We start from the raw sequence: 20,061 nt of genomic DNA on the forward strand, positions 1-20,061 counted from the left end.
CGGGGGCGGGGCTGCGATGATCGGAGCGTTCTTGTTAACCCGCGTTAACCGGGAGGGTGTCATGGGTGAGGAGCGGTTCGGGGAGTTCGTGCTGGTGAGGCGGCATGGGGAGGAGGGTGTCGAGGAGGGGGGCGTCGCCGAGCTGGTTCTCGATCGGCCCAAGGCCATGAACGCGGTCTCCACGGAGATGGCCCGGTCCGTCGCCGCCGCCTGCGACGCACTGGGGGGTGATCAGGGGGTGCGGGTTGTCGTGGTGACCTCGACGCATGAGCGGGCCTTCTGTGTGGGGGCCGATCTGAAGGAGCGCAACTCCTTCAGCGACGCGGATCTGGTACGGCAGCGGCCGGTGGCCCGGGGGGCGTACACGGGCGTGCTGGAGCTGCCGGTGCCGACGATCGCCGCGGTGCACGGGTTCGCGTTGGGCGGGGGGTACGAGCTCGCGTTGTCCTGCGACCTGATCGTGGCCGACCGTACGGCGGTGGTGGGGCTGCCGGAGGTGTCGGTGGGGGTGATCCCCGGGGGTGGGGGGACGCAGTTGCTGCCGCGGCGGGTGGGGGCGGCCAGGGCCGCGGAGCTGATCTTCACGGCGCGGCGGGTGGAGGCGGAGGAGGCGTACCGGCTGGGGCTGGTCGATCAGCTGGTGGAGCCGGGGGAGGACCGGGCGTCGGCGTTGTCGCTGGCGGCTCAGATCGCCGCGAACTCGCCCGTGGGGCTGCGGGCGGCGAAGCGGGCGCTGCGGCTGGGGCAGGGGCTGGATCTGCGGACCGGGCTGGAGGTGGAGGACGCGGCGTGGCGGGCGGTGGCGTTCTCGGGAGACCGGGCGGAGGGGGTGGCGGCGTTCAACGAGCACCGCGCCCCACGGTGGCCTCCGGCGGTTTGACGGTTTTGTCTGCGGGTGCGGGTGCGGGTGCGGGTGCGGGGGCGGGCGTTTTGCGCAGTTCCCCGCGCCCCTGAATGCCTGCGGCGGCCCGTTGCGGTCCGGTGGGGGCTTGGGTAGCACGTGGGGTCCGGTGGGTGGGTGGGGGCCCATCGTGGCGCCGGTGACTGCAACCCCCTAGGGGCGCGGGGAACTGCGCGACCAGCCCCCACCGGCCGGTAGCCGCCCGACAACCTGACCCGGCACCCCCGTAGGCGCCTCGCCCAAGCCCAGCGCAGCGGCATCGCGGGGAACTGCGCGACCAGCCCCCACCGGCCGGTAGCCGCCCGACAACCTGACCCGGCACCTCATTGGGCGCCCCGTTCTCTAACGGCCCAACCTCACCCGGGCCCCCGCCCGAATCCTCCCTAGCCTGGAGTGATGGGTGAGGACATCCGGCTGGCTGCGGTCGTCGCGTTGGCTCAGGGCATGGCGGCGGCCCACGGCTCGCGGGAGGCGTGGCGGGCCGCCGCCGCTGGGGCGTGCCGTGCGCTCGGGGGGAGTTTCGCCGCGTTGTCCGTGTGGGAGCGGGAGCGCGGACGGCTCAGGGTGCTGGTGAACGTGGGGGAGCGGACCGCCGGTGAGGAGGAGTTCCCCGAGGGTGAGGCCTACCCCGTGCACCAGTTCCCGGAGATCACCGAGTTTCTGCACGAGCGGTGGGCCGGGGGCGGGGAGCCCAACGCGTGGGTGGAGACGGCGGAGGGGCCGGCGGCCGGGGGGCGGCCGGGGTATGTGCACCAGCGGGTCGCCGCACTTCGCAGGCGGGGGCGGGGGAGCTGTGTCGTCGCCCCCATCGTGCTGAACGGGCGGGCCTGGGGGGAGCTGTATGTCGCCCGGCCCATCGGCGCCCCCGTCTTCGGGCGGGAGGACGCCGACTTCGCCACCGTACTGGCCGCCGTCGTCGCCGCCGGGATCGCCCAGGCGGAGCGGCTGGAGGAGGCGAGACGGCTGGCGTTCACCGACGCGCTGACCGGGCTCGCCAATCGCCGGGCCGTCGACGCGCGGCTCGACGAGGCCGTCGACCGGCACAAGAGGGACGGTGTCGTCGTCAGCCTCGTGGTGTGTGATCTGAACGGGCTCAAGCGGGTCAACGACACCCGTGGGCACGCCGTGGGCGACCGGCTGCTGGAACGTTTCGGGTCGGTGCTGTCGCTGTGCGGGGCCATGCTGCCGGGCGCGCTGGCCGCACGGCTCGGCGGGGACGAGTTCTGTCTGCTCGCCGTCGGGCCGTCCGCCGACGACGTCGTCAGGGCCGCCGACGAACTCTGCCGGCGGGCCGGTGAGCTGGAGCTGGGGGAGGGAGTGGCGTGCGGGGTCGCCTCCACCGCGGACCCCATCGGGCCGGTCCGGTCCGCCCGGCGGCTCTTCCGGCTCGCGGATGCCGCGCAGTACCGGGCCAAGGCCGAGCGTGCCGAGAGACCCGTCGTCGCGGGACGGGGCGGGCCCGACGATCCCGTCGTACGGCTGGCCGACGCGGCTCCGTCGGGGCAGACGGCCGAGCGGCGGACGTTCCGCGGGCGGCGGCCCTGAGGCCGGTTGTCCTTGTAAGGGGCGTAACCCCGACCCAGTAGTGACATCCTGGAATTCACTGCGTACGCTCCTGAATATGGATATGCACACTGTGGTGGTGGGGACGTCCGGGGTCACCGCGTCCGACGTCCTTGCCGTGGCGCGGGACGGTGCCCGTATCGAGCTCTCCGGGGAGGCGCTCGCCGCTCTCGCCGCGGCCCGCGGGATCGTCGACGCCCTCGCGGCCAGGCCCGAGCCCGTCTACGGCGTCAGCACCGGCTTCGGCGCCCTCGCGACCCGGCACATCAGCCCGGAGCTCCGGGCGCAGTTGCAGCGCAACATCGTCCGTTCGCACGCCGCGGGAATGGGGCCGCGGGTCGAGCGGGAGGTCGTACGGGCGCTGATGTTCCTGCGGCTGAAGACCGTCTGCTCGGGGCACACGGGGGTGCGGCCCGAGGTCGCGCAGACCATGGCCGACGTGCTCAACGCCGGGATCACGCCGGTCGTCCACGAGTACGGCTCCCTCGGCTGCTCCGGTGATCTCGCGCCGCTCTCGCACTGCGCCCTCACGCTCATGGGGGAGGGGGACGCCGAGGGGCCCGACGGGGTGGTGAGGCCTGCCGGGGAACTGCTGGCCGAGCACGGGATCGCGCCCGTCGAGCTGCGGGAGAAGGAGGGCCTCGCCCTTCTCAACGGCACCGACGGCATGCTCGGCATGCTGGTCATGGCGCTCGCCGACCTCGACATGCTCTACAAGTCCGCCGACATCACCGCCGCCCTGTCGCTGGAGGCCCTGCTCGGCACCGACAAGGTGCTCGCTCCCGAACTGCACGCCATCCGGCCGCACCCGGGACAGGGCGCCTCCGCCGCCAACATGCTGGCCGTGCTGGAGGGTTCGGAGCTCACCGGGCACCACCAGGACGACGCGCCCCGGGTCCAGGACGCCTACTCCGTGCGCTGCGCGCCGCAGGTCGCCGGGGCCGGACGGGACACCCTGGCGCACGCGCGGCTGGTGGCGGAGCGGGAGCTGGCGTCCGCGGTCGACAACCCGGTCGTCCTGCCGGACGGGCGCGTCGAGTCCAACGGCAACTTCCATGGTGCGCCGGTGGCTTATGTGCTCGACTTCCTCGCCATCGCCGTCGCCGACCTCGCGTCGATCGCCGAGCGGCGCACCGACCGGCTGCTCGACAAGAACCGGTCCCACGGGCTGCCGCCGTTCCTCGCCGACGACGCCGGTGTCGACTCCGGGCTGATGATCGCCCAGTACACGCAGGCCGCGCTGGTCAGCGAGTTGAAGCGGCTGGCTGTCCCGGCGTCCGCGGACTCGATCCCCTCGTCCGCGATGCAGGAGGACCACGTCTCGATGGGGTGGTCGGCCGCGCGCAAGCTGCGCACCGCCGTCGACAACCTCACCCGGGTACTCGCCGTCGAGCTCTACGCCGCCTCGCGCGCCGTCGAGCTGCGCGAGGGCCTGAGCCCGGCGCCGGCGACGCAGGCCGCCATCAGCGCCGTACGCAAGGCGGGTGTCGAGGGCCCCGGTCCCGACCGGTTCCTGTCGCCCGACCTCGCCGCGGCCGACGTGTTCGTGCGGGAGGGACGGCTGGTGTCGGCGGTGGAGGCCGTCACCGGGCCGCTGTTGTAAGGAGACGGGGCCCTGTGCGGCGTACGAGCGAACAGGGCCCTCCTGCGGTTACTTGAGCTTGGCCAGCTGGGCGTCGATCACGGCCGCCGGCACCGGAGCCGCCTTGCCGCTGTCGAGCGCGGAGAAGTTGAACGTGTAGTACGAGGAGACGGTGTTGCCGGCGCGGATCACCTCGGTGTTGAGGGTGGCCGTGCCCTCGCCGTCCATGTCGGAGGCGACGGAGAACGCGACGGACTCCTCGCCCTTGCCGGAGGCCTTCACCGGGGCGACCTTGGTGACCTTCTGCTTCTCGCCCTGTGCGCTGATGGTGAAGCCGCCGGAGCAGGCCGCGATGGCGTCGGAGACGGACTTGACGGCCTTCTCGGCGCCGTCGCCGTCGTAGGAGGACAGGCCCACGAAGGTGACGTCGACGTCGAGGGCGTCCTCGAAGGAGGCATCGTCCGGGGACGCGGTGGTCGTGGGGGTCTTCGTGACGGTGTAGCTCGCGCTCGCGTCCGTGCCGCCCGGTGCGAGGCCCGCCATGGCGTGGGCCAGCGGCGCGCAGTCGGTCTTGTCGGTCTTCACCTCGCTCTTGGACTTCGGCAGGGAGCCGTCGACGGCGGTGTCGACCTCGTACCCGGCGACATCGCCCTTGGCGAGGAACAGCTTCTTCAGCGCGGCCGCGCTGAGCGCCTTCGCGGCCGTGGTCGTGCTCGGCGAGGCGGAGGAGCCGGCTTCCTTGGACGTACCGGACCCCTTCGAGTCGTCGTCCGAGCCCCCGCCGCATCCGGTGATGAGGGCGAGCGACAGCACGCTCACGGTCGCCGTGGCGCCTATGCGCGCCCTCGATGATCTCTTCATGAGCGGACTATGAAGGGCTTGCCAAGAAAACTTCAAGCCAGTTTAAAAACCCAGCCGTTCCCGACGTACCGAATAGACGACGAAGCCCGCACCCAGCGTGAGGAACAGGGTCCCGCCGACGACGTACGGCGTGGTGTCGAAGCTGCCGGTGTCGGCGAGCCCGGTGCCGTCCGTGGACGTCTGCGCACTCGCGGTCGTGACCCGTGCCTGCGTCGTGGCCTGCACGGACGGCTCGGTTCTCGCCGGGGTGTCCTGGGACGCGTTGGCGGACGGGACGAACCACAGGGCGCCCAGGAGGGTCCCCGCGGCGGTGGCGGTCAGCAACGGACGTCGAACGGATGACACGGAATATCGATCCCCTTGTGGTGCTGGCGAATTGGCCGTGTGGGGCGATGTTAGTGAAAGGCGCGGGTCACGGGAAAGTCACGGGAGTCATGGGCTTTACGCTCCGGGCATGAGCACTGAAGAGACATCACGTTTTGTACGGCTTCGGGTGGAGCTCGTCGTGGAGGTCGACGACCGGGACGCCGTGACCCGGGCCGCACTGGCGCGGATCGCGGCGGATCCGGACATGCCGGGGGATGAGCGGGCGCACGCCGAGAGCGCTGTGACGGAAGACACTGCCGAGGCCCTCGCGTACCTCGTGGACCCGTTCGACCTGGTCGGGGAGGTGTCGGGGGTCGAACTGGCCCAGGCGTCCTGGAGCAGCGAGCACATCGACTACGACCCGGATTCGCCGGACTGGGACCTCGACGACGATGATGTGGCGGAAGACGAGGAAGAAGAGGTCGTCGGCTGAGCGCGCCCGGGAAATTCGTGACCCCGGGTGGCAACCGCCGCCCGGGGTTTCGTCGTCTCAGGGGTCGCACGGACCGAGAGACACACCTTCCGCCACAGCGGACGTGGTGTGCCCCACACCTTCTCAGAAGGTGGAACGGGACGAACCGGTCGTAGCGTTGAAGGTCACTGACGGGGACTCTCGGGGTTTCTGGGATTCGGCAACGATGGAGAAGCGTGTGATGACGGTCAGTAAGCGGCGCAGGGGCCTCACGGTCGCGTCCGCTCTGCTCGGCGGGGTGCTGATGCTCTCGGCCTGTTCCGGTGGCGATGACTCCTCGTCGGGCGGCGGCAGCGACACCTCGCAGGCCAAGGCCGACGAGGCGGCGGCCAAGAAGAGCTCCCAGGCCGATATCAAGATCACACCCAAGGACGGCACGGACAACGCCTCCATCAACAACTCCGCCACCGTCACCGTGAGCAAGGGCACGCTCACCGACGTGACGATGACGACGACCGACGGCACGAAGGTCGCCGGCGAGCTGTCCGCGGACAAGACCAGCTGGAAGCCCAGCACCCAGCTGGAGCGCTCCACGACCTACAAGCTCGCCGCCGAGGCCAAGGACACCGACGGGCTCGTCGCCCACGAGAACGCCTCGTTCACGACGGTCTCCCCGGCCAACAGCTTCATAGGCAACTTCACGCCCGAGGACGGCTCGACCGTCGGCGTGGGCATGCCCGTGTCGATCAACTTCAACAAGGAGATCACCAACAAGGCGGCCGTGCAGAAGGGCGTCACGGTCTCCTCCAGCAGCGGCCAGGAGGTCGTCTGCCACTGGTTCTCCACCGTCCGCATGGACTGCCGTCCCGACGAGTACTGGAAGGAGAACTCCACCGTCACGCTGAAGCTCGCGCTCGACGGTGTCGAGGGCGCCTCCGGTGTCTACGGCGTCCAGCAGAAGACGGTCACCTTCAAGATCGGCCGCAACCAGGTCTCGTACGTCGACGCGAAGACCAAGCAGATGAAGATCACGCACAACGGCGCGGTCGTCAAGACCATCCCGATCTCCGCCGGCTCGCCGGAGAACAAGACGTACGAAGGCATCATGGTGATGTCCGAGAAGTTCAAGGAGACGCGCATGAACGGCGCGACCGTGGGCTTCACCGACGACGACGGCAAGGGCGAGTACGACATCAAGGACGTGCCGCACGCCATCCGGCTCACCAACTCCGGCACCTTCGTGCACGGCAACTACTGGGGCGCGAAGTCCGTCTTCGGCAACGTGAACACCAGCCACGGCTGCGTGGGCCTGTCCGACACCAAGGGTGCCAACGACACCGGCACGCCGGGTTACTGGTTCTACACCCACTCGATCGTCGGTGACGTGGTGGTCGTGAAGAACACCGGCGACAAGACGGTGGCCCCGGACAACGGCCTCAACGGCTGGAACCTGAGCTGGGCGCAGTGGAAGGCGGGGTCGGCGGTCTGACGTCCGACTGCCGACACGGATCGTTCGAGGGCGGTCACCCGACGGGTGGCCGCCCTCGGCTTTTGCCGGGGCCGATGAAAAAGGGCGTCTTGCTCAGGGCGCCTCCCTGTTTCTGACAGGTTCGTCCACGGTCCTGCCTGGCTCCCGGACAGCCTTCTCATGCAGCTCTTATTCAGGGCTTATGGAGTCATCACGCGCCGTACCTAGCTTGCGGCCATGTTCTTCACCTACCTGAGGCGCGAACTGCGCCGCCGCAGAAAGGCGGCCCTCGTCGTCGCCTCCGGGCTCGCGCTCGGGATCGCGCTGGTCATCGTGGTCAGTTCCGTGTCGTCCGGCATGGGGAAGGCCCAGGACAAGGTCCTGCAGTCGCTGTACGGGCTGGGCACCGACATGACGGTCACCAAGGCCGCCCAGCCGCAGGCCAGTTCTTCGGAGCGCCCGCGCTTCCAGTTCGACGCGCAGGACAACGGCTCGGACTCCAAGCAGAGCAGCGACCGGGTTCTGGTGCAGGGGTTCCAGACCCTGGCCACCTCCACGGTCACCAAGGTCGACCGGCAGACCGGGGTCTCGGACGCGGTCGGCGGCCTCAGCCTGCAAGTCATCAAGGTGAGCGGTCAGTTCACCCGTGGCCAGTTCCAGCAGAACCAGAACGGCGGGAACCGGCAGCCCGGCAGCGGCGGCGGTACCGGTCAGCCGCAGGGTGAGGTGCGGGGCGGCGGCGCCAACTTCGACGTCAACAACTACTCCGTCTTCGGCACCGACGTCACCAAGGCGGCCCTCGGCCCGCTGACCTCCTCCAAGATCACCAGCGGCCGCACGTTCACGTCGGCCGAGGCGAACGCCAAGGTCGCCGTCCTCGACTCCGCGTATGCCAAGGAGAAGAAGCTCAAGGTCGGTTCCACCGTCACCATCAAGAGCGTCAAGTTCAAGGTGATCGGCGTCGCCACCGCGGACAGCGGGGACGCGGCCGCCAACGTCTACATCCCGCTCACCCAGGCGCAGACCCTCAGCGACTCGAAGAACAAGGTCACCACGATCTACGTCAAGGCGACCGACTCCCAGAAGATCGACTCCGTCAAGTCGACGATCCAGAAGAACATCTCGGGTACGACGGTGACGACCTCGGCGGATCTCGCGGACACGGTGTCGGGGTCGCTGTCGACGGCCTCCTCGCTCGCCACGAACGTCGGCAAGTGGCTGTCGATCGCCGTGCTCGTCGCCGCGTTCCTCGTCGCAGGACTGCTGACCTCGTCCGCGGTGTCCCGTCGCGTACGGGAGTTCGGCACGCTCAAGGCGCTGGGGTGGAAGTCGGGACGGGTGACCCGGCAGGTCGTCGGCGAGGCGATGGTCAACGGGCTGCTGGGCGGTGCGCTCGGCATCGCGCTGGGCCTGGCGGGCGCGTACGTCGTGACGGCCATCAGCCCCACGCTGCAGGCACAGCTGGGCGGCGGTGGCGGTGGCGGCGGCACGGGTGGTCCCGGTGGCGGAGGCGGCGGCTTCGGCGGCGGGTTCGGCCGTCAGGCGGCCGCCAGGACCCTGGACGTCTCCCTCACCGCTCCGGTCAGCCTTACGACGGTGTCGATCGCGGTCGGACTGGCCGTGGCCGGCGGTCTGATCGCCGGCGGGTTCGGCGGCTGGCGCGCGTCGCGGCTACGGCCGGCTGACGCGCTGCGGCGGGTCGAGTAGCGGGCGTTGGCCGGGCGGGCCGACCGGCTGCGGCCATCGGTCGTCTGCGGCGCCGTCGTGGCTGGTCGCGCAGTTCCCCGCGCCCCTTCGGGGCGCTGCCGAACCGTAGTTGACGACGCCCGGCCTGCTCAGCGGCATGCCCTCCCACCGGCCCGCAGCCGGACAACAACCCGTACCACCCCGAACCCTGTCCCAGGAGCGACCCACCATGTACGAACTCAGAAGCGTCACCAAGCGCTATTCCCGAGGCAAGGACACCGTCGACGCGCTCGCCGGTGTGGATCTCACCATCGCCGACGGCGACCGGCTCGTCATCCAGGGCCCCACCGGCGGCGGCAAGTCCACCCTGCTGCAGATGCTCGGCGCACTGGACAAGCCCACGGAGGGCGAAGTCGTGCTGGACGGCACCGACCTGGCCAAGCTGTCGGAGGCCAGGCTGACCAAGGTCCGCAGCGAGAACATCGGCTTCGTCTTCCAGTCCTTCAACCTCATCCCCACCCTCACCGCCCAGGAGAACGTCGAGACCGCCCTCGTACCGCTCGGCGTGAGGGCGAAGGAACGGCGGGAGCGGGCGGCCGAGGCGCTCACCTCCGTCGGGCTCGGGGAGCGCCTGAGGCATCTGCCCTCCGAGTTGTCCGGCGGCCAGCAGCAGCGCGTCGCCATCGCCCGTGCCCTCGTCAAGCAGCCGAAGGTGCTCCTCGCCGACGAACCCACCGGCAACCTCGACGAGTCGATGCGCGACGAGATCATGGACGTGCTCGAACGCATGTGGAAGGAGCTGGGGCTGACCTTCATCATGGTCACCCACGACTCCGCCATCGCGAAGAAGGCCCCCCGCCTCGCCACGATCCGCAAGGGCAGGATCACCGTGAAGGAGAACGCCGCCTCCTGAACGGGCGAGCGAGCACCAGCAGCCGCAACTCCCCCTGAACCCGGCGGTCTTGTAACAGACTTTGCTGTCAGGGACTTGTCTCTTGAGGTCGTTATCACCCCTCGGCATACTTCGAGCACCGGGGGGTGCACGCATACGCGTGCGAGTCTCCCCCGCCCGGGTGAACGGGGAATTCACCCGGTCCTTCTGCAAGGGGGAAACTTGCGCAGACAAGTGAAAAAGGCATGCGCGGCCACGATCGCCACGGCGGCCGCGGTAGCGCTCGCGGCGGGCATGACCAGCCCGGCGTCGGCGGACGCGCAGCAGACGGCGAGCGCACACACGAGCAAGGCGCAGCTCGCGCCCAGGCACAGCATCACCCTGATCACCGGTGACCGTGTCACTGTCGACGCCAAGGGCCGGGTCGTCGGCCTGGAGCGTGCGAAGGGCCGCGAACACATACCGGTGCAGATCCGCAAGATGGCCGGTCACACGCTCGTGGTGCCGGCGGACGCGGCCCGGCTGGTCGCCGGCGGCAAGCTCGACCAGCGGCTGTTCGACATCACCGAGCTCAACAAGTCCGCCACCCGTACGTCCCAGAAGAAGGGACTGAAGGTCATCGTCGGCTACCAGGGCGCCGCCACGGCGGCCAAGGCCGACGTCCGGGACGCGGGCACCCTGCGCCGGAGCCTGACGACCCTCAACGCGGACGCCGTGCAGACGCCGCAGAAGGAGACGCCCGAGCTGTGGGACGCGGTCACCAACGGTGACAGGACCGCCGCCGGCATCGCCCACGTCTGGCTCGACGGCGTCCGCAAGGCAAGCCTCGACAAGTCCGTGCCGCAGATCGGCGCCCCCACGGCATGGGCGGCCGGCTACGACGGCAAGGGTGTCAAGATCGCCGTACTGGACACCGGTGTCGACGCGACCCACCCGGACCTCAAGAGCCAGGTGATCGAGGCCAAGAACTTCTCCACCGCGGCCGACGCCACCGACCACTTCGGCCACGGCACGCACGTCGCGTCGATCGCGGCGGGCACCGGCGCCAAGTCCAACGGCAAGTACAAGGGTGTCGCGCCCGGTGCGAAGATCCTCAGCGGCAAGGTCCTCGACGACACCGGATCCGGTGACGACTCCGGCATCCTCGCCGGGATGGAGTGGGCGGCCGCGCAGGGCGCCGACGTCGTCAACCTGAGCCTCGGCGGCCAGGACACCCCGGAGATCGACCCGTTGGAGGCGGAGGTCAACAAGCTCTCCGCCGAGAAGGGCATCCTCTTCGCCATCGCCGCGGGCAACGCCGGTCCGGAATCCGTCGGTTCGCCGGGCAGCGCGGACGCCGCGCTCACCGTCGGCGCCGTCGACGACAAGGACAAGCTGGCCGACTTCTCCAGCACCGGCCCGCGCACCGGCGACGGTGCCATCAAGCCGGACGTCACCGCGCCCGGCGTCGACATCACCGCAGCCGCGGCCAAGGGCAGCGTCATCGACCAGGAGGTCGGCGAGAAGCCGCCCGGCTACCTGACCATCTCGGGTACGTCCATGGCGACCCCGCATGTCGCGGGTGCCGCGGCCATCCTCAAGCAGGAGCACCCCGACTGGGGTTACGCCGAGCTGAAGGGCGCCCTCACGGGCTCCGCGAAGGGCGGCAAGTACACGCCGTTCCAGCAGGGTTCGGGCCGCATCCAGGTCGACAAGGCCATCAAGCAGACCGTCATCGCCGACCCGGCGTCGCTGAGCTTCGCCACGCAGCAGTGGCCGCACACCGACGACACCCCGGCCAGCAAGCAGCTGACGTACCGCAACCTCGGTACCAAGGACGTCACGCTGAAGCTGTCGTCGACGGCCACCAACCCGAAGGGGCAGGCCGCTCCGGCCGGCTTCTTCAAGCTGGCCGCCACCACGGTGACCGTCCCGGCGGGCGGCAAGGCCTCCGTCGCGCTGACCGTCAACACAAAGCTGGGCGGCACGCTCGACGGCGCCTACTCGGCGTACGTGACCGCGACGGGCGGCGGCCAGACCGTCCGCACGGCGGCGGCGGTGCAGCGCGAGGTCGAGTCGTACGACGTCACGCTCAAGCACATCGACCGCGACGGGAAGCCGACCGCCGACTACGACACCGTCCTGTTCGCCTTCTCGGGCGTGTCCGAGGGCCGCGGTTACCAGGTGCCCCTGTCGGACTCCGGTACCACGACGATGCGGGTCCCCAAGGGCAACTACCTCCTGGACGCCTGGATCGCCAAGGACTTCGTGAACTTCGAGGGCGGCCTGGACTGGCTGGTCCAGCCGAAGCTGAGCGTCACCAAGAACACCTCGGTGACCATCGACGCCCGCAAGACGAAGACGGCCGACATCACCGTGCCGGACGCCCAGGCCAAGCCGCAGTTCGCCCTGGTCAGCTACATGTACGACCCGGCGGGCATCGGCATCAGTGCCGGTATGCAGTCCTTCGACGGCATACGCGTGGCGCCTCTCGGCGGTGAGGTCTCCGGTCTGCACCAGACCTGGAACGGCCAGTGGACCAAGGGCGGCAGCGCCGAGTACGACGTGGCCACCACCGCCGACGTCAAGAAGCTCCAGGGCGACAAGGTCCGGCACTTCAAGGCGGGCGAACTCGCCACGGTGAAGAACAACCTCGGTTCCGGTGCCTCCGGCAAGACCGGGGCGATCGCAGCGTCGGGCTTCTTCCCCAACGACTTCACCATGGGTATCCCCGTGGAGCAGAAGCTGCCCGGTTCCCGCACGATGTACCTGTCGACGGTCGACAAGATCCAGTGGTCGTTCGACTTCGCGCAGTACAAGGGCAAGGACGCGGACGGCTTCCCGATCGCGGAGGCGTACTCCTCGCTGGGCAACCCGCAGGCCTTCAAGGCGGGCCAGAAGTACACGAAGACCTTCAACACGGCGGTCTTCAGCCCGCACCTGAACTCGTTGTACGGGCTCTTCCGCGAACAGAACATCATCTACAGCTATGTGCCGCTGTTCTCCGACGGTGCCGGGCACCCCGGCTACTCGGACCTCACCTCGGCCAGCACGAACCTCTACCGCAACGGCACCAGGATCGGCACGAGCAGCGACCCGCTGCTGGCCGGCAACGAGACGTTCACGGTCCCGTCCGGCCAGGCCAACTACAAGCTGACCACCTCGGTCAAGCGCAGTGTCAAGGTCGCGGCGGCCTCCACCCGGATCGACGCCAGCTGGACGTTCACGTCCAAGAAGACGGCCGACTTCACACAGCTGCCCGTCTCCATGGTCCGCTTCAACGCGGCCACGGGACCGGACAACAGGGTCGAGGCCGGTAAGACGGTCAAGATCCCGCTGAGCGTCGAGGGCGCCGCCAAGGGCTCCAACCTGAAGTCCCTCGCGGTGTACGTGTCGTACGACTACGGCCAGACCTGGAAGAAGGTCACGGTCTCGGGCGGCAAGATCACTGTGAAGAACCCGGCGAAGGGGAAGGCCATCTCCTTCCACGCCAAGATCGCCGACAAGAAGGGCAACAAGTCGACGATCTCGATCTACAACGCGTACTACGGGAAGTGACCTGGAGGACGCGGTAGGTGAAGGGCCCGCCGGAAGCACCGCTTCCGGCGGGCCTTCCGTGTGCCGTCGGCCGCCGTCCAGGGCTCGCAGCTTCTCCGGGTTCCGTACCGCCCGGATCGGCCCCCCGGAAGAGCAGCTTCGGACGGGCCACTCGTGTTTGAGTGGCCGTATGACCACAGAAACCGTCGAGTACATCCGCTACCGCATCCCGGAAGACCGCTCGGCGGAGTTCCTGTCCGCCTACACGCACGCCTCGGTCCAGCTGGCGGCGGCCCCGCAGTGCGTCGACTACGAACTGGCGCGCTGCGAGGAGGACTTCGAGCACTTCGTCCTGCGTATCACCTGGACCTCCACCGAGGACCACCTGGAGGGCTTCCGCACGTCGGAGCTGTTCCAGGACTTCCTCGCCGAGATCCAGCCGTACACCGGGAACATCGAGGAGACGCGCCACTACAAACCGACGACGGTCCGCGGCCGGGGCGCCGCCGTCCCCACCCTGTTCGCGTGGGCGGGCGGCGCGGAGGCCTTCGGCCGGCTCACCACGGTGTTCTACGAGAAGGTCCTCGCCGACGACCTCCTGGCCCCGGTGTTCGCGGGCCTGGCCCCCGAGCACGCCGAGCACGTCGCCCTGTGGCTCGCGGAGGTCTTCGGCGGCCCGGCAGCCTACTCGGAGACCCAGGGCGGCCACGGCCACATGGTCGCCAAGCACCTGGGCCGGGACATCAGCGAACCGCAGCGCCGCCGCTGGGTGAACCTCATCCAGGACGCCGCCGACGAGGCCGGCCTCCCCACCGACCCGGAGTTCCGCTCGGCGTTCCTCGCCTACGTGGAGTGGGGCACCCGGCTCGCGGTCCACTTCTCCGGACCGGACGCCAAGCCGCCCGCGGAGCAGCCGGTGCCGAACTGGAACTGGGGGGCGGCACCGCCGTACCAGGGCTGAGAGCGGGTCAGGAGTGCGCGGACTCGCCCGCCCGGGTGGCGTCCGCGCCCCAGCTCGCCAGCAGCCGGAGCGCGTCGGCCGACGGGGAGCCCGGTTCCGCGTGGTAGGTGACCAGGGCCTGCTCGGTGCCGTCGGAGAGCGGGAACGACTCGAAGTTCAGGGTCAGTTCGCCGACCAGCGGGTGGCGGAGTTGCTTGACGCCGAAGTTCTTCTCCTTGACGTCGTGCGTGGCCCACAGACGCCTGAACTCCTCGCTCTTGACGGAGAGTTCACCCACGAGGGCGGACAGCCGCGGATCGTCCGGATGGCAGCCCGCGTCCATGCGCAGATAGCTCACCATGTCGGTCGCCTTCTGCTCCCACGGCACGAACAGCTCGCGGTACTCAGGCCGCAGGAACACCAGCCGGGCCCAGTTGCGCTCCTGCACCGGCAGCTCCGACCAGTCCCCGAAGACCGCCGCCGCCATCCGGTTCCAGGCGAGGATGTCCGAGCGCCGCCCCGAGACGTACGCCGGGACGTCCACCGAGTCCAGCAGCTGCCGGATCGCCCCGCGCACCTGCTCGGTCCGGGCAGCCGCCTTCTTCTTGTGCTGCTTGGGCTTCGCCAGATGCTCGAGGTGCGCGTGCTCGGCGTCGGTCAGCCGCAGCGCGCGGGCGATCGAGCCGAGGACCTCCGTCGAGACGTTGCGTCCGTTGCCCTGCTCCAGGCGGGTGTAGTACGCCACGGAGACGCCCGCCAGCTGGGCCAGCTCCTCGCGGCGCAGTCCCGGTACCCTGCGGTGCCGCCCGAAGTCCGGCAGCCCCACGTCCTCCGGCTTCAGCCGGGCCCGCCGGGTGCGCAGAAACTCGCTGAGCTCGGCGCGCCGGTCCAGTGAGCCGCTTCCGGGCAGTTCCTCGGCCATGTCGTCCATGCGTCAAGTATTCATGGTGGTACGCCCACCATCCTGTCCCCGCCAGTAGTAGGACCAGTGGACGTACGCAAAGCTGTGCTCTGGGTGGATCGTGCCGGGTGGGGCACTCTGTAGAGCGTGCCCGGACGGATGGACAGAAGGCAGCCGGGCACGAACCCCCTCGCTAGGAGAACCCCCGGCATGACCACTGTCGCCGCATACGCCGCCCCCGCCGCGAAGGCTCCCCTGGAGCGCACCACCATCGAGCGCCGGGCGGTCCGTGAACACGACGTCCTGATCGACATCAAGTTCGCCGGTATCTGCCACTCCGACATCCACCAGGCCCGTGAGGGCTGGGGCGAGGCCATCTTCCCGATGGTCCCGGGCCACGAGATCGCGGGCGTCGTCTCCGAGGTCGGCCCCGGCGTGACCAAGTACAAGGTCGGCGACCGCGTGGGCGTCGGCTGCATGGTCGACTCGTGCGGTGAGTGCGAGAACTGCAAGGCCGGCGTCGAGCAGCACTGCACGCAGGGCAACGTCGCCACGTACAACGGCATCGGCAAGGACGGCGAGCCCACCTACGGCGGCTACTCCGAGAAGGTCGTCGTCGACGAGAACTACGTCGTCCGCATCCCCGACGGCCTGTCCCTCGACGTGGCCGCCCCGCTGCTGTGCGCCGGCATCACCACCTACTCCCCGCTCAAGCAGTGGGGCGCGGGCCCCGGCAAGAAGGTCGCCGTGATCGGCCTGGGCGGCCTCGGCCACATGGGCGTCAAGATCGCGCACGCGCTGGGCGCCGAGGTGACCGTCCTGTCGCAGTCCCTGCGCAAGAAGGACGACGGCCTGAAGCTGGGCGCCGACCACTACTACGCCACCAGCGACGAGAACACCTTCAAGGAGCTGGCCGGCTCCTTCGACCTCATCCTCTCCACGGTCTCGGCGCCCCTCGACTTCGGCGCGTACCTGAGCCTGCTCAAGACGGGCGGCGCGCTGGTCAACGTCGGCGCCCCCGAGGAGCCGGTCGCCATCAACCTCTTCTCCCTCATCGGCGGCAACAAGATCCTCGCCGGTTCGGCGATCGGCGGCATCGCCGAGACCCAGGAGATGCTGGACTTCTGCGCGGAGCACAGCCTCGGTGCCGAGATCGAGCTGATCGCCGCCTCGGAGATCAACGAGGCGTACGAGCGGGTCCTCAACAGCGACGTCCGCTACCGTTTCGTGATCGACACCTCCACGATCTGACACCCATGGCGTGAACGAGGGGCCCCGGTCTTGCGCCGGGGCCCTTCGGCGTGTGTCGTCGCCCCGGGGCGGCTCACCGTACGGCCGTCCGTCGCCCCAGCAGCCACAGCAGGTACGGCCCCCCGACCAGCGAGGTCAGTGCCCCGACCGGGATTTCCAGTGGCGGGAGCAGCGTCCGTGCCGTGAGGTCGGCGGTCACCAGGACCAGCGCACCGGTCAGGGCCGAGGACACCAGCGGCAGTTGGGGGGTCCGGGTCAGCCGTCGGGCCAGTTGCGGCGAGGTCAGCGCGACGAAGCCGATCGGTCCGGCGGCCCCGGTGGCGGTCGCGGCGAGTACCACTCCGAGCACGGTCAGCCCGAGCCGTACCCGGTCCACCCGCACGCCCAGCGCGGCGGCGGTGTCCGCGTCGAGCCCGAGCGGCCGCGCCGCCCTGCTCGCCCACACCAGGGCGGGCAGACACAGCAGCAGTACGACGCCGAGGGGCCCCGCCTGCTGCCACCCGCGCCCGTTGAGGCTTCCGGTCAGCCACAGCTTGACCTGCTCGGCGGCCTCCAGCTCGGCGTCGGTGAGGTACAGCTGCACGATCGCGGACAGCGCCACGCCGATCCCCACCCCGGTGAGCACGAACCGGCCCGCCTGCATGCCGTGCCGCCAGGCGAGTACGTAGACGAGCGCGGCGGCGCCGAGACCTCCCGCGACGGAGACGAGGGGCAGGGCGGCGGGGGAGCCGACCGTCCCGGTGGCGAGCGCGAGCACGGTGGCGGCAGCGGCGCCATGCCCCACGCCGATGACGTCGGGACTGGCGAGCGGGTTCCGGGTGACGGTCTGCACGAGCGCCCCGGACAGCCCGAGTGCGGCCCCTACGAGAGCGCCGAGCACGATCCGGGGGACGCGCAGCTCGTTGACGACGAGGTCGTACGGCCCGGCTCCGGTACGGAGGGTGCGCCAGACCTCGGCGGGGGAGACGTACGTCTGCCCGAGACAGGCGGAGACGACCATGACGGCGAGGAGGAGGGTGAGCAGGACGAGGGCCACGCCGACGGAACGGCGGTGGACGAGGAGAGAGAGGCGGGGGTGGGGGCGCAGGACCGCAGTCGTCCGGCCACGACGCCCCCGCAGCCCCGAGACCACAGGGCGAGGCACATCCACGGGCGCGGCAGCACGCCGGGCACCTCTCACGAGACGGCCCCCCGACGCCGTACGAGAAACACCAGCACCGGCACCCCCACCAGCGCGGTCATCACGCCGGCCGGCACCTCCGCGGGGGCCCGCACCATCCGCCCCGCCACATCCGCCCCCACCAACAACGCGGCCCCGAGCAGCGCGGACAACGGCAGCACCGCCCGATGCCCGCCCGACACCAGCCGTCGGGCCAGATGCGGCACCGCGAGCCCGACGAACGCGATGGGCCCCGCCGAGGCCACCGCCGCCGCGGTCAGCAGCGCCGCCCCCAGCGCCGCGGCCCCCCGCACCCACGACACCCGGTGCCCGAGCGCCCGAGCCGTCTCGTCGCCCAGCGCCAATGCGTCCAGCCCCCGCGCGCACCCCAGCACCAGCACCGCCCCGACGACGAGAAACGGCAGCATGCGTACGACCGTCCCCGCGTCCCGCCCGCTCAGCGCCCCCACCTGCCAGAACCGGAACTGGTCGAGCGTTGCCGAACTCGACGTCAGGACCACGGTCGTGGCCCCGGCCGTCATCGCCGACAACGCCGTACCCGCCAGCGCCAGCTTCACCGGCGAGGCCCCCTCCCGCCCCCGGGCCGCGATCCCGTACACGAGACAGGCGGCGAGGACGGCCCCCACGAAGGCGTACCAGACGTACCCGGAGAACCCGTTCGCGAGCCCGAGCGAGATCGCGACGACGACCCCCGCGGCCGCCCCCTGACTCAGCCCGAGGATGCCGGGATCGGCGAGCGGATTGCGCGTCACGGCCTGGAGCGCGGCCCCCGCGACACCCAGCGCCGCCCCAGCCGTCAGCCCGATCCCGGTCCGCGGCACCCGCAGCGACCGTACGACCAGCGCGTCCGGCGATCCGCCGCCGTGCAGCAGGGCGTCCAGCACGGCGGACAGCGGCACCGCCCGCGTCCCGACCGCGAGGCTGAGCAGCCCGGCGGCGGCCACCGCGAGGGCAGCCGCCGGCCAGGCGAGACGACGTATCACGCGGCTACTTGCCGACGGTGTCGGCGAGTCGGGAGATGACCAGGCGTGCGGCGGACGGGCCGGCGTTGAGGTACCAGGGGTCGTCGTCGACCTTCACGGCCTGCCCGGCCTTCACTGCCTTCATCGACTTCCACAGGGGCCCGGCCACGACGCTCGCGGCATCCGTCGTCGAGGCGTCCCCCTGTACCGAGTAGAAGATCCAGTCCCCGTCGGCGGTGTCGACGCTCTCGGCACCGATGTCCTGCGAAATGGCGTGGAACCGCTGGGACTTGGGCCGTGACAGCCCCATGTCGACGGCGATGGACCCGGTGAAGGAGGAGACGCCGAACATCCGGGTGCGGTCGGGTGTGAAGCGCACCATGGAGACGGTCGGGTCGCCGTCGATCCGCTGGCCCTTGGCCCGGGCGTCGGCGACGATGCCGTTCAGCGTCTTCCGTGCCGCCTGCCCCTTGCCGACCGCGTCGCCGACGAGCAGCAGGTCCCGCTTCCAGTTGATGCCGTTGCCCGCGGTGATCACGGTGGGCGCGATCTTCGACAGCTTGGGGTAGAGGTCGCCGAGGGAGTCGTTGGCGAGGATGAGGTCGGGCTCGGCGGCGGCCAGCGTCTCCAGGTTGGGTGCCTGGCGCGTACCCGCGTCGGTCATGTCCGCGAGCGGCTTCTTGTACGTCGGAAAGGCGTCCGCGAGATAGCCGGGCACGAGCCCGGCGTTGTCGGCGCGGGTGGTGGCCGTGGGGACGATCCCCAGGGACAGCAGGTCGTCGAGCTGACCGGTGCTGAGCACGGCGATCCGCTTCGGCCGGGCCTTGACCGTGGTCCTGCCCTCGAAGTGCGTGACCGCGCGTGGGAAAGCGCCGTCTTTGTCCTGGTCGGAGCCCATGCCGTCGGCGAGGGTGCTCGGTGCGGCGGAGGGTCCTTCGGAGGCGCCCCGCACGGAATTGCGGTCGCCGGCCGCCTTCTCGGTGCTCCCGGCCGTCTGTGACGAGGACGACGAGCAGCCGGCGAGCAGCCCTCCGACGACGGTCGCGGCCACGACGGCCTTCACTGCTGCTGCACGCACGGCTGCTCCGGGCTCGGGGTTTCTCGGTCTGCTAAGGCAAGCCTTACCTTAGCTGGTTCCGGAGTATGGTCTGAACGAGGAGGTAGCGATGACCGTTCAGCTGAACCACACCATCGTCACCGCACGCGACAAGCACGCCTCGGCCCGCTTCCTGGCCGACATCCTGGGCCTGAGGGTGAGCCCCCGGTACGGCCCCTTCGTCCCGGTCGAGATCCCCAACGGCGTGACCCTCGACTACATGGACACGACCGACGAGATCACGCCGCAGCACTACGCGTTCCTCGTCTCCGAGGACGACTTCGACACGATCTTCGCCCGGATCCGGAAGGCGGGCCTCACGTACTGGGCCGACCCCTTCCACCACCGCCCCGGCGAGATCAACCACAACGACGGCGGCCGGGGCGCCTACTTCGACGATCCGGACGGCCACCGACTGGAAGTCCTGACGCGGCCGTACGGCAGCGGGGGCTGACGTTCCCCAGGCGGCAAAGACCTTCACCTG

The 20,061-nt window shown here is 70.2% G+C and carries 17 protein-coding genes; 11 read left to right on the plus strand and 6 right to left on the minus strand.

What is annotated here, in order from left to right; translation table 11 throughout:
• Window positions 1-61: 61 nt before the first annotated feature.
• The 3 genes from ACFVYN_RS14240 (at window position 62) to hutH (ending at window position 4,067) form a co-directional block, all read left to right on the plus strand.
• Window positions 62-880 carry an enoyl-CoA hydratase/isomerase family protein gene (locus ACFVYN_RS14240; RefSeq protein ID WP_389997353.1) on the plus strand — a complete coding sequence of 273 codons (819 nt, stop codon included), beginning with the start codon at window positions 62-64 and terminating at the stop codon, window positions 878-880.
• 417 nt (window positions 881-1,297) lie between these two features.
• Window positions 1,298-2,446, plus strand: a complete 1,149-nt coding sequence (locus tag ACFVYN_RS14245; RefSeq protein ID WP_389997356.1) for a diguanylate cyclase domain-containing protein — start codon at window positions 1,298-1,300, stop codon at window positions 2,444-2,446.
• 82 nt (window positions 2,447-2,528) lie between these two features.
• A complete protein-coding gene (gene hutH / locus ACFVYN_RS14250) occupies window positions 2,529-4,067 on the plus strand; it encodes a histidine ammonia-lyase (RefSeq protein ID WP_389997683.1) in 1,539 nt (512 codons plus the stop codon).
• 48 nt (window positions 4,068-4,115) lie between these two features.
• Here the strand turns inward: hutH and ACFVYN_RS14255 are convergent, their stop codons facing one another.
• Window positions 4,116-4,907, minus strand: coding sequence for a hypothetical protein (locus tag ACFVYN_RS14255; RefSeq protein ID WP_389997358.1), 792 nt, complete (start codon window positions 4,905-4,907; stop codon window positions 4,116-4,118).
• A 42-nt stretch (window positions 4,908-4,949) separates the two neighbouring features.
• On the minus strand, window positions 4,950-5,231 hold the full coding sequence (locus tag ACFVYN_RS14260; RefSeq protein WP_389997686.1) for a hypothetical protein: 282 nt from the start codon (window positions 5,229-5,231) through the stop codon (window positions 4,950-4,952).
• A 130-nt stretch (window positions 5,232-5,361) separates the two neighbouring features.
• Between ACFVYN_RS14260 and ACFVYN_RS14265 the strand changes: the two genes are divergently transcribed.
• The 6 genes from ACFVYN_RS14265 (at window position 5,362) to ACFVYN_RS14290 (ending at window position 14,208) form a co-directional block, all read left to right on the plus strand.
• Window positions 5,362-5,706 (plus strand): hypothetical protein, encoded by a 345-nt coding sequence (locus tag ACFVYN_RS14265; protein ID WP_389997361.1) that lies wholly within the window; start codon window positions 5,362-5,364, stop codon window positions 5,704-5,706.
• A 205-nt stretch (window positions 5,707-5,911) separates the two neighbouring features.
• A complete protein-coding gene (locus ACFVYN_RS14270; protein WP_389997364.1) occupies window positions 5,912-7,174 on the plus strand; it encodes an Ig-like domain-containing protein in 1,263 nt (420 codons plus the stop codon).
• Between the two features lie 216 nt (window positions 7,175-7,390).
• Window positions 7,391-8,860, plus strand: a complete 1,470-nt coding sequence (locus ACFVYN_RS14275) for an ABC transporter permease (protein WP_389997367.1) — start codon at window positions 7,391-7,393, stop codon at window positions 8,858-8,860.
• Window positions 8,861-9,068: 208 nt separating this feature from the next.
• Window positions 9,069-9,752 carry an ABC transporter ATP-binding protein gene (locus ACFVYN_RS14280; RefSeq protein ID WP_389997370.1) on the plus strand — a complete coding sequence of 228 codons (684 nt, stop codon included), beginning with the start codon at window positions 9,069-9,071 and terminating at the stop codon, window positions 9,750-9,752.
• A gap of 213 nt (window positions 9,753-9,965) precedes the next feature.
• Window positions 9,966-13,268, plus strand: a complete 3,303-nt coding sequence (locus tag ACFVYN_RS14285) for a S8 family serine peptidase (protein ID WP_389997688.1) — start codon at window positions 9,966-9,968, stop codon at window positions 13,266-13,268.
• Window positions 13,269-13,437: 169 nt separating this feature from the next.
• The gene (locus ACFVYN_RS14290; protein WP_389997373.1) at window positions 13,438-14,208 is read left to right on the plus strand and encodes a group II truncated hemoglobin; all 771 of its coding nucleotides are present in this window, start codon (window positions 13,438-13,440) and stop codon (window positions 14,206-14,208) included.
• A gap of 7 nt (window positions 14,209-14,215) precedes the next feature.
• Here the strand turns inward: ACFVYN_RS14290 and ACFVYN_RS14295 are convergent, their stop codons facing one another.
• Complete coding sequence (locus ACFVYN_RS14295; RefSeq protein WP_389997376.1) at window positions 14,216-15,118, minus strand: helix-turn-helix domain-containing protein; 903 nt, start codon at window positions 15,116-15,118, stop codon at window positions 14,216-14,218.
• A gap of 180 nt (window positions 15,119-15,298) precedes the next feature.
• Between ACFVYN_RS14295 and ACFVYN_RS14300 the strand changes: the two genes are divergently transcribed.
• Window positions 15,299-16,339 carry an NAD(P)-dependent alcohol dehydrogenase gene (locus ACFVYN_RS14300; protein ID WP_389997379.1) on the plus strand — a complete coding sequence of 347 codons (1,041 nt, stop codon included), beginning with the start codon at window positions 15,299-15,301 and terminating at the stop codon, window positions 16,337-16,339.
• A gap of 73 nt (window positions 16,340-16,412) precedes the next feature.
• Here the strand turns inward: ACFVYN_RS14300 and ACFVYN_RS14305 are convergent, their stop codons facing one another.
• Genes ACFVYN_RS14305 through ACFVYN_RS14315 form a run of 3 tightly spaced genes read right to left on the minus strand, consistent with a single transcriptional unit; the run spans window position 16,413 to window position 19,559 of the window.
• Window positions 16,413-17,471 (minus strand): FecCD family ABC transporter permease, encoded by a 1,059-nt coding sequence (locus ACFVYN_RS14305; protein ID WP_389997691.1) that lies wholly within the window; start codon window positions 17,469-17,471, stop codon window positions 16,413-16,415.
• Window positions 17,472-17,515: 44 nt separating this feature from the next.
• Window positions 17,516-18,502, minus strand: a complete 987-nt coding sequence (locus tag ACFVYN_RS14310) for a FecCD family ABC transporter permease (protein ID WP_389997382.1) — start codon at window positions 18,500-18,502, stop codon at window positions 17,516-17,518.
• 4 nt (window positions 18,503-18,506) lie between these two features.
• Window positions 18,507-19,559, minus strand: a complete 1,053-nt coding sequence (locus ACFVYN_RS14315; protein ID WP_389997385.1) for an iron-siderophore ABC transporter substrate-binding protein — start codon at window positions 19,557-19,559, stop codon at window positions 18,507-18,509.
• A gap of 88 nt (window positions 19,560-19,647) precedes the next feature.
• On the opposite strand from ACFVYN_RS14315, the gene ACFVYN_RS14320 reads away from it, so the two are divergent.
• Window positions 19,648-20,031, plus strand: a complete 384-nt coding sequence (locus tag ACFVYN_RS14320) for a VOC family protein (RefSeq protein WP_389997388.1) — start codon at window positions 19,648-19,650, stop codon at window positions 20,029-20,031.
• Window positions 20,032-20,061: the final 30 nt, after the last annotated feature.

The organism is Streptomyces sp. NPDC058307, assembly GCF_042880295.1.
Lineage (GTDB): Bacteria > Actinomycetota > Actinomycetes > Streptomycetales > Streptomycetaceae > Streptomyces.

Coding starts and splice junctions, on each gene's coding strand:
- ACFVYN_RS14240 (WP_389997353.1), top strand. CDS start 62: ATGGGTGAGGAGCGGTTCGGGGAGTTCGTGCTGGTGAGGCGGCATGGG.
- ACFVYN_RS14245 (WP_389997356.1), top strand. CDS start 1,298: ATGGGTGAGGACATCCGGCTGGCTGCGGTCGTCGCGTTGGCTCAGGGC.
- hutH (WP_389997683.1), top strand. CDS start 2,529: ATGCACACTGTGGTGGTGGGGACGTCCGGGGTCACCGCGTCCGACGTC.
- ACFVYN_RS14255 (WP_389997358.1), bottom strand. CDS start 4,907: ATGAAGAGATCATCGAGGGCGCGCATAGGCGCCACGGCGACCGTGAGC.
- ACFVYN_RS14265 (WP_389997361.1), top strand. CDS start 5,362: ATGAGCACTGAAGAGACATCACGTTTTGTACGGCTTCGGGTGGAGCTC.
- ACFVYN_RS14270 (WP_389997364.1), top strand. CDS start 5,912: ATGGAGAAGCGTGTGATGACGGTCAGTAAGCGGCGCAGGGGCCTCACG.
- ACFVYN_RS14275 (WP_389997367.1), top strand. CDS start 7,391: ATGTTCTTCACCTACCTGAGGCGCGAACTGCGCCGCCGCAGAAAGGCG.
- ACFVYN_RS14280 (WP_389997370.1), top strand. CDS start 9,069: ATGTACGAACTCAGAAGCGTCACCAAGCGCTATTCCCGAGGCAAGGAC.
- ACFVYN_RS14290 (WP_389997373.1), top strand. CDS start 13,438: ATGACCACAGAAACCGTCGAGTACATCCGCTACCGCATCCCGGAAGAC.
- ACFVYN_RS14295 (WP_389997376.1), bottom strand. CDS start 15,118: ATGGACGACATGGCCGAGGAACTGCCCGGAAGCGGCTCACTGGACCGG.
- ACFVYN_RS14300 (WP_389997379.1), top strand. CDS start 15,299: ATGACCACTGTCGCCGCATACGCCGCCCCCGCCGCGAAGGCTCCCCTG.
- ACFVYN_RS14320 (WP_389997388.1), top strand. CDS start 19,648: ATGACCGTTCAGCTGAACCACACCATCGTCACCGCACGCGACAAGCAC.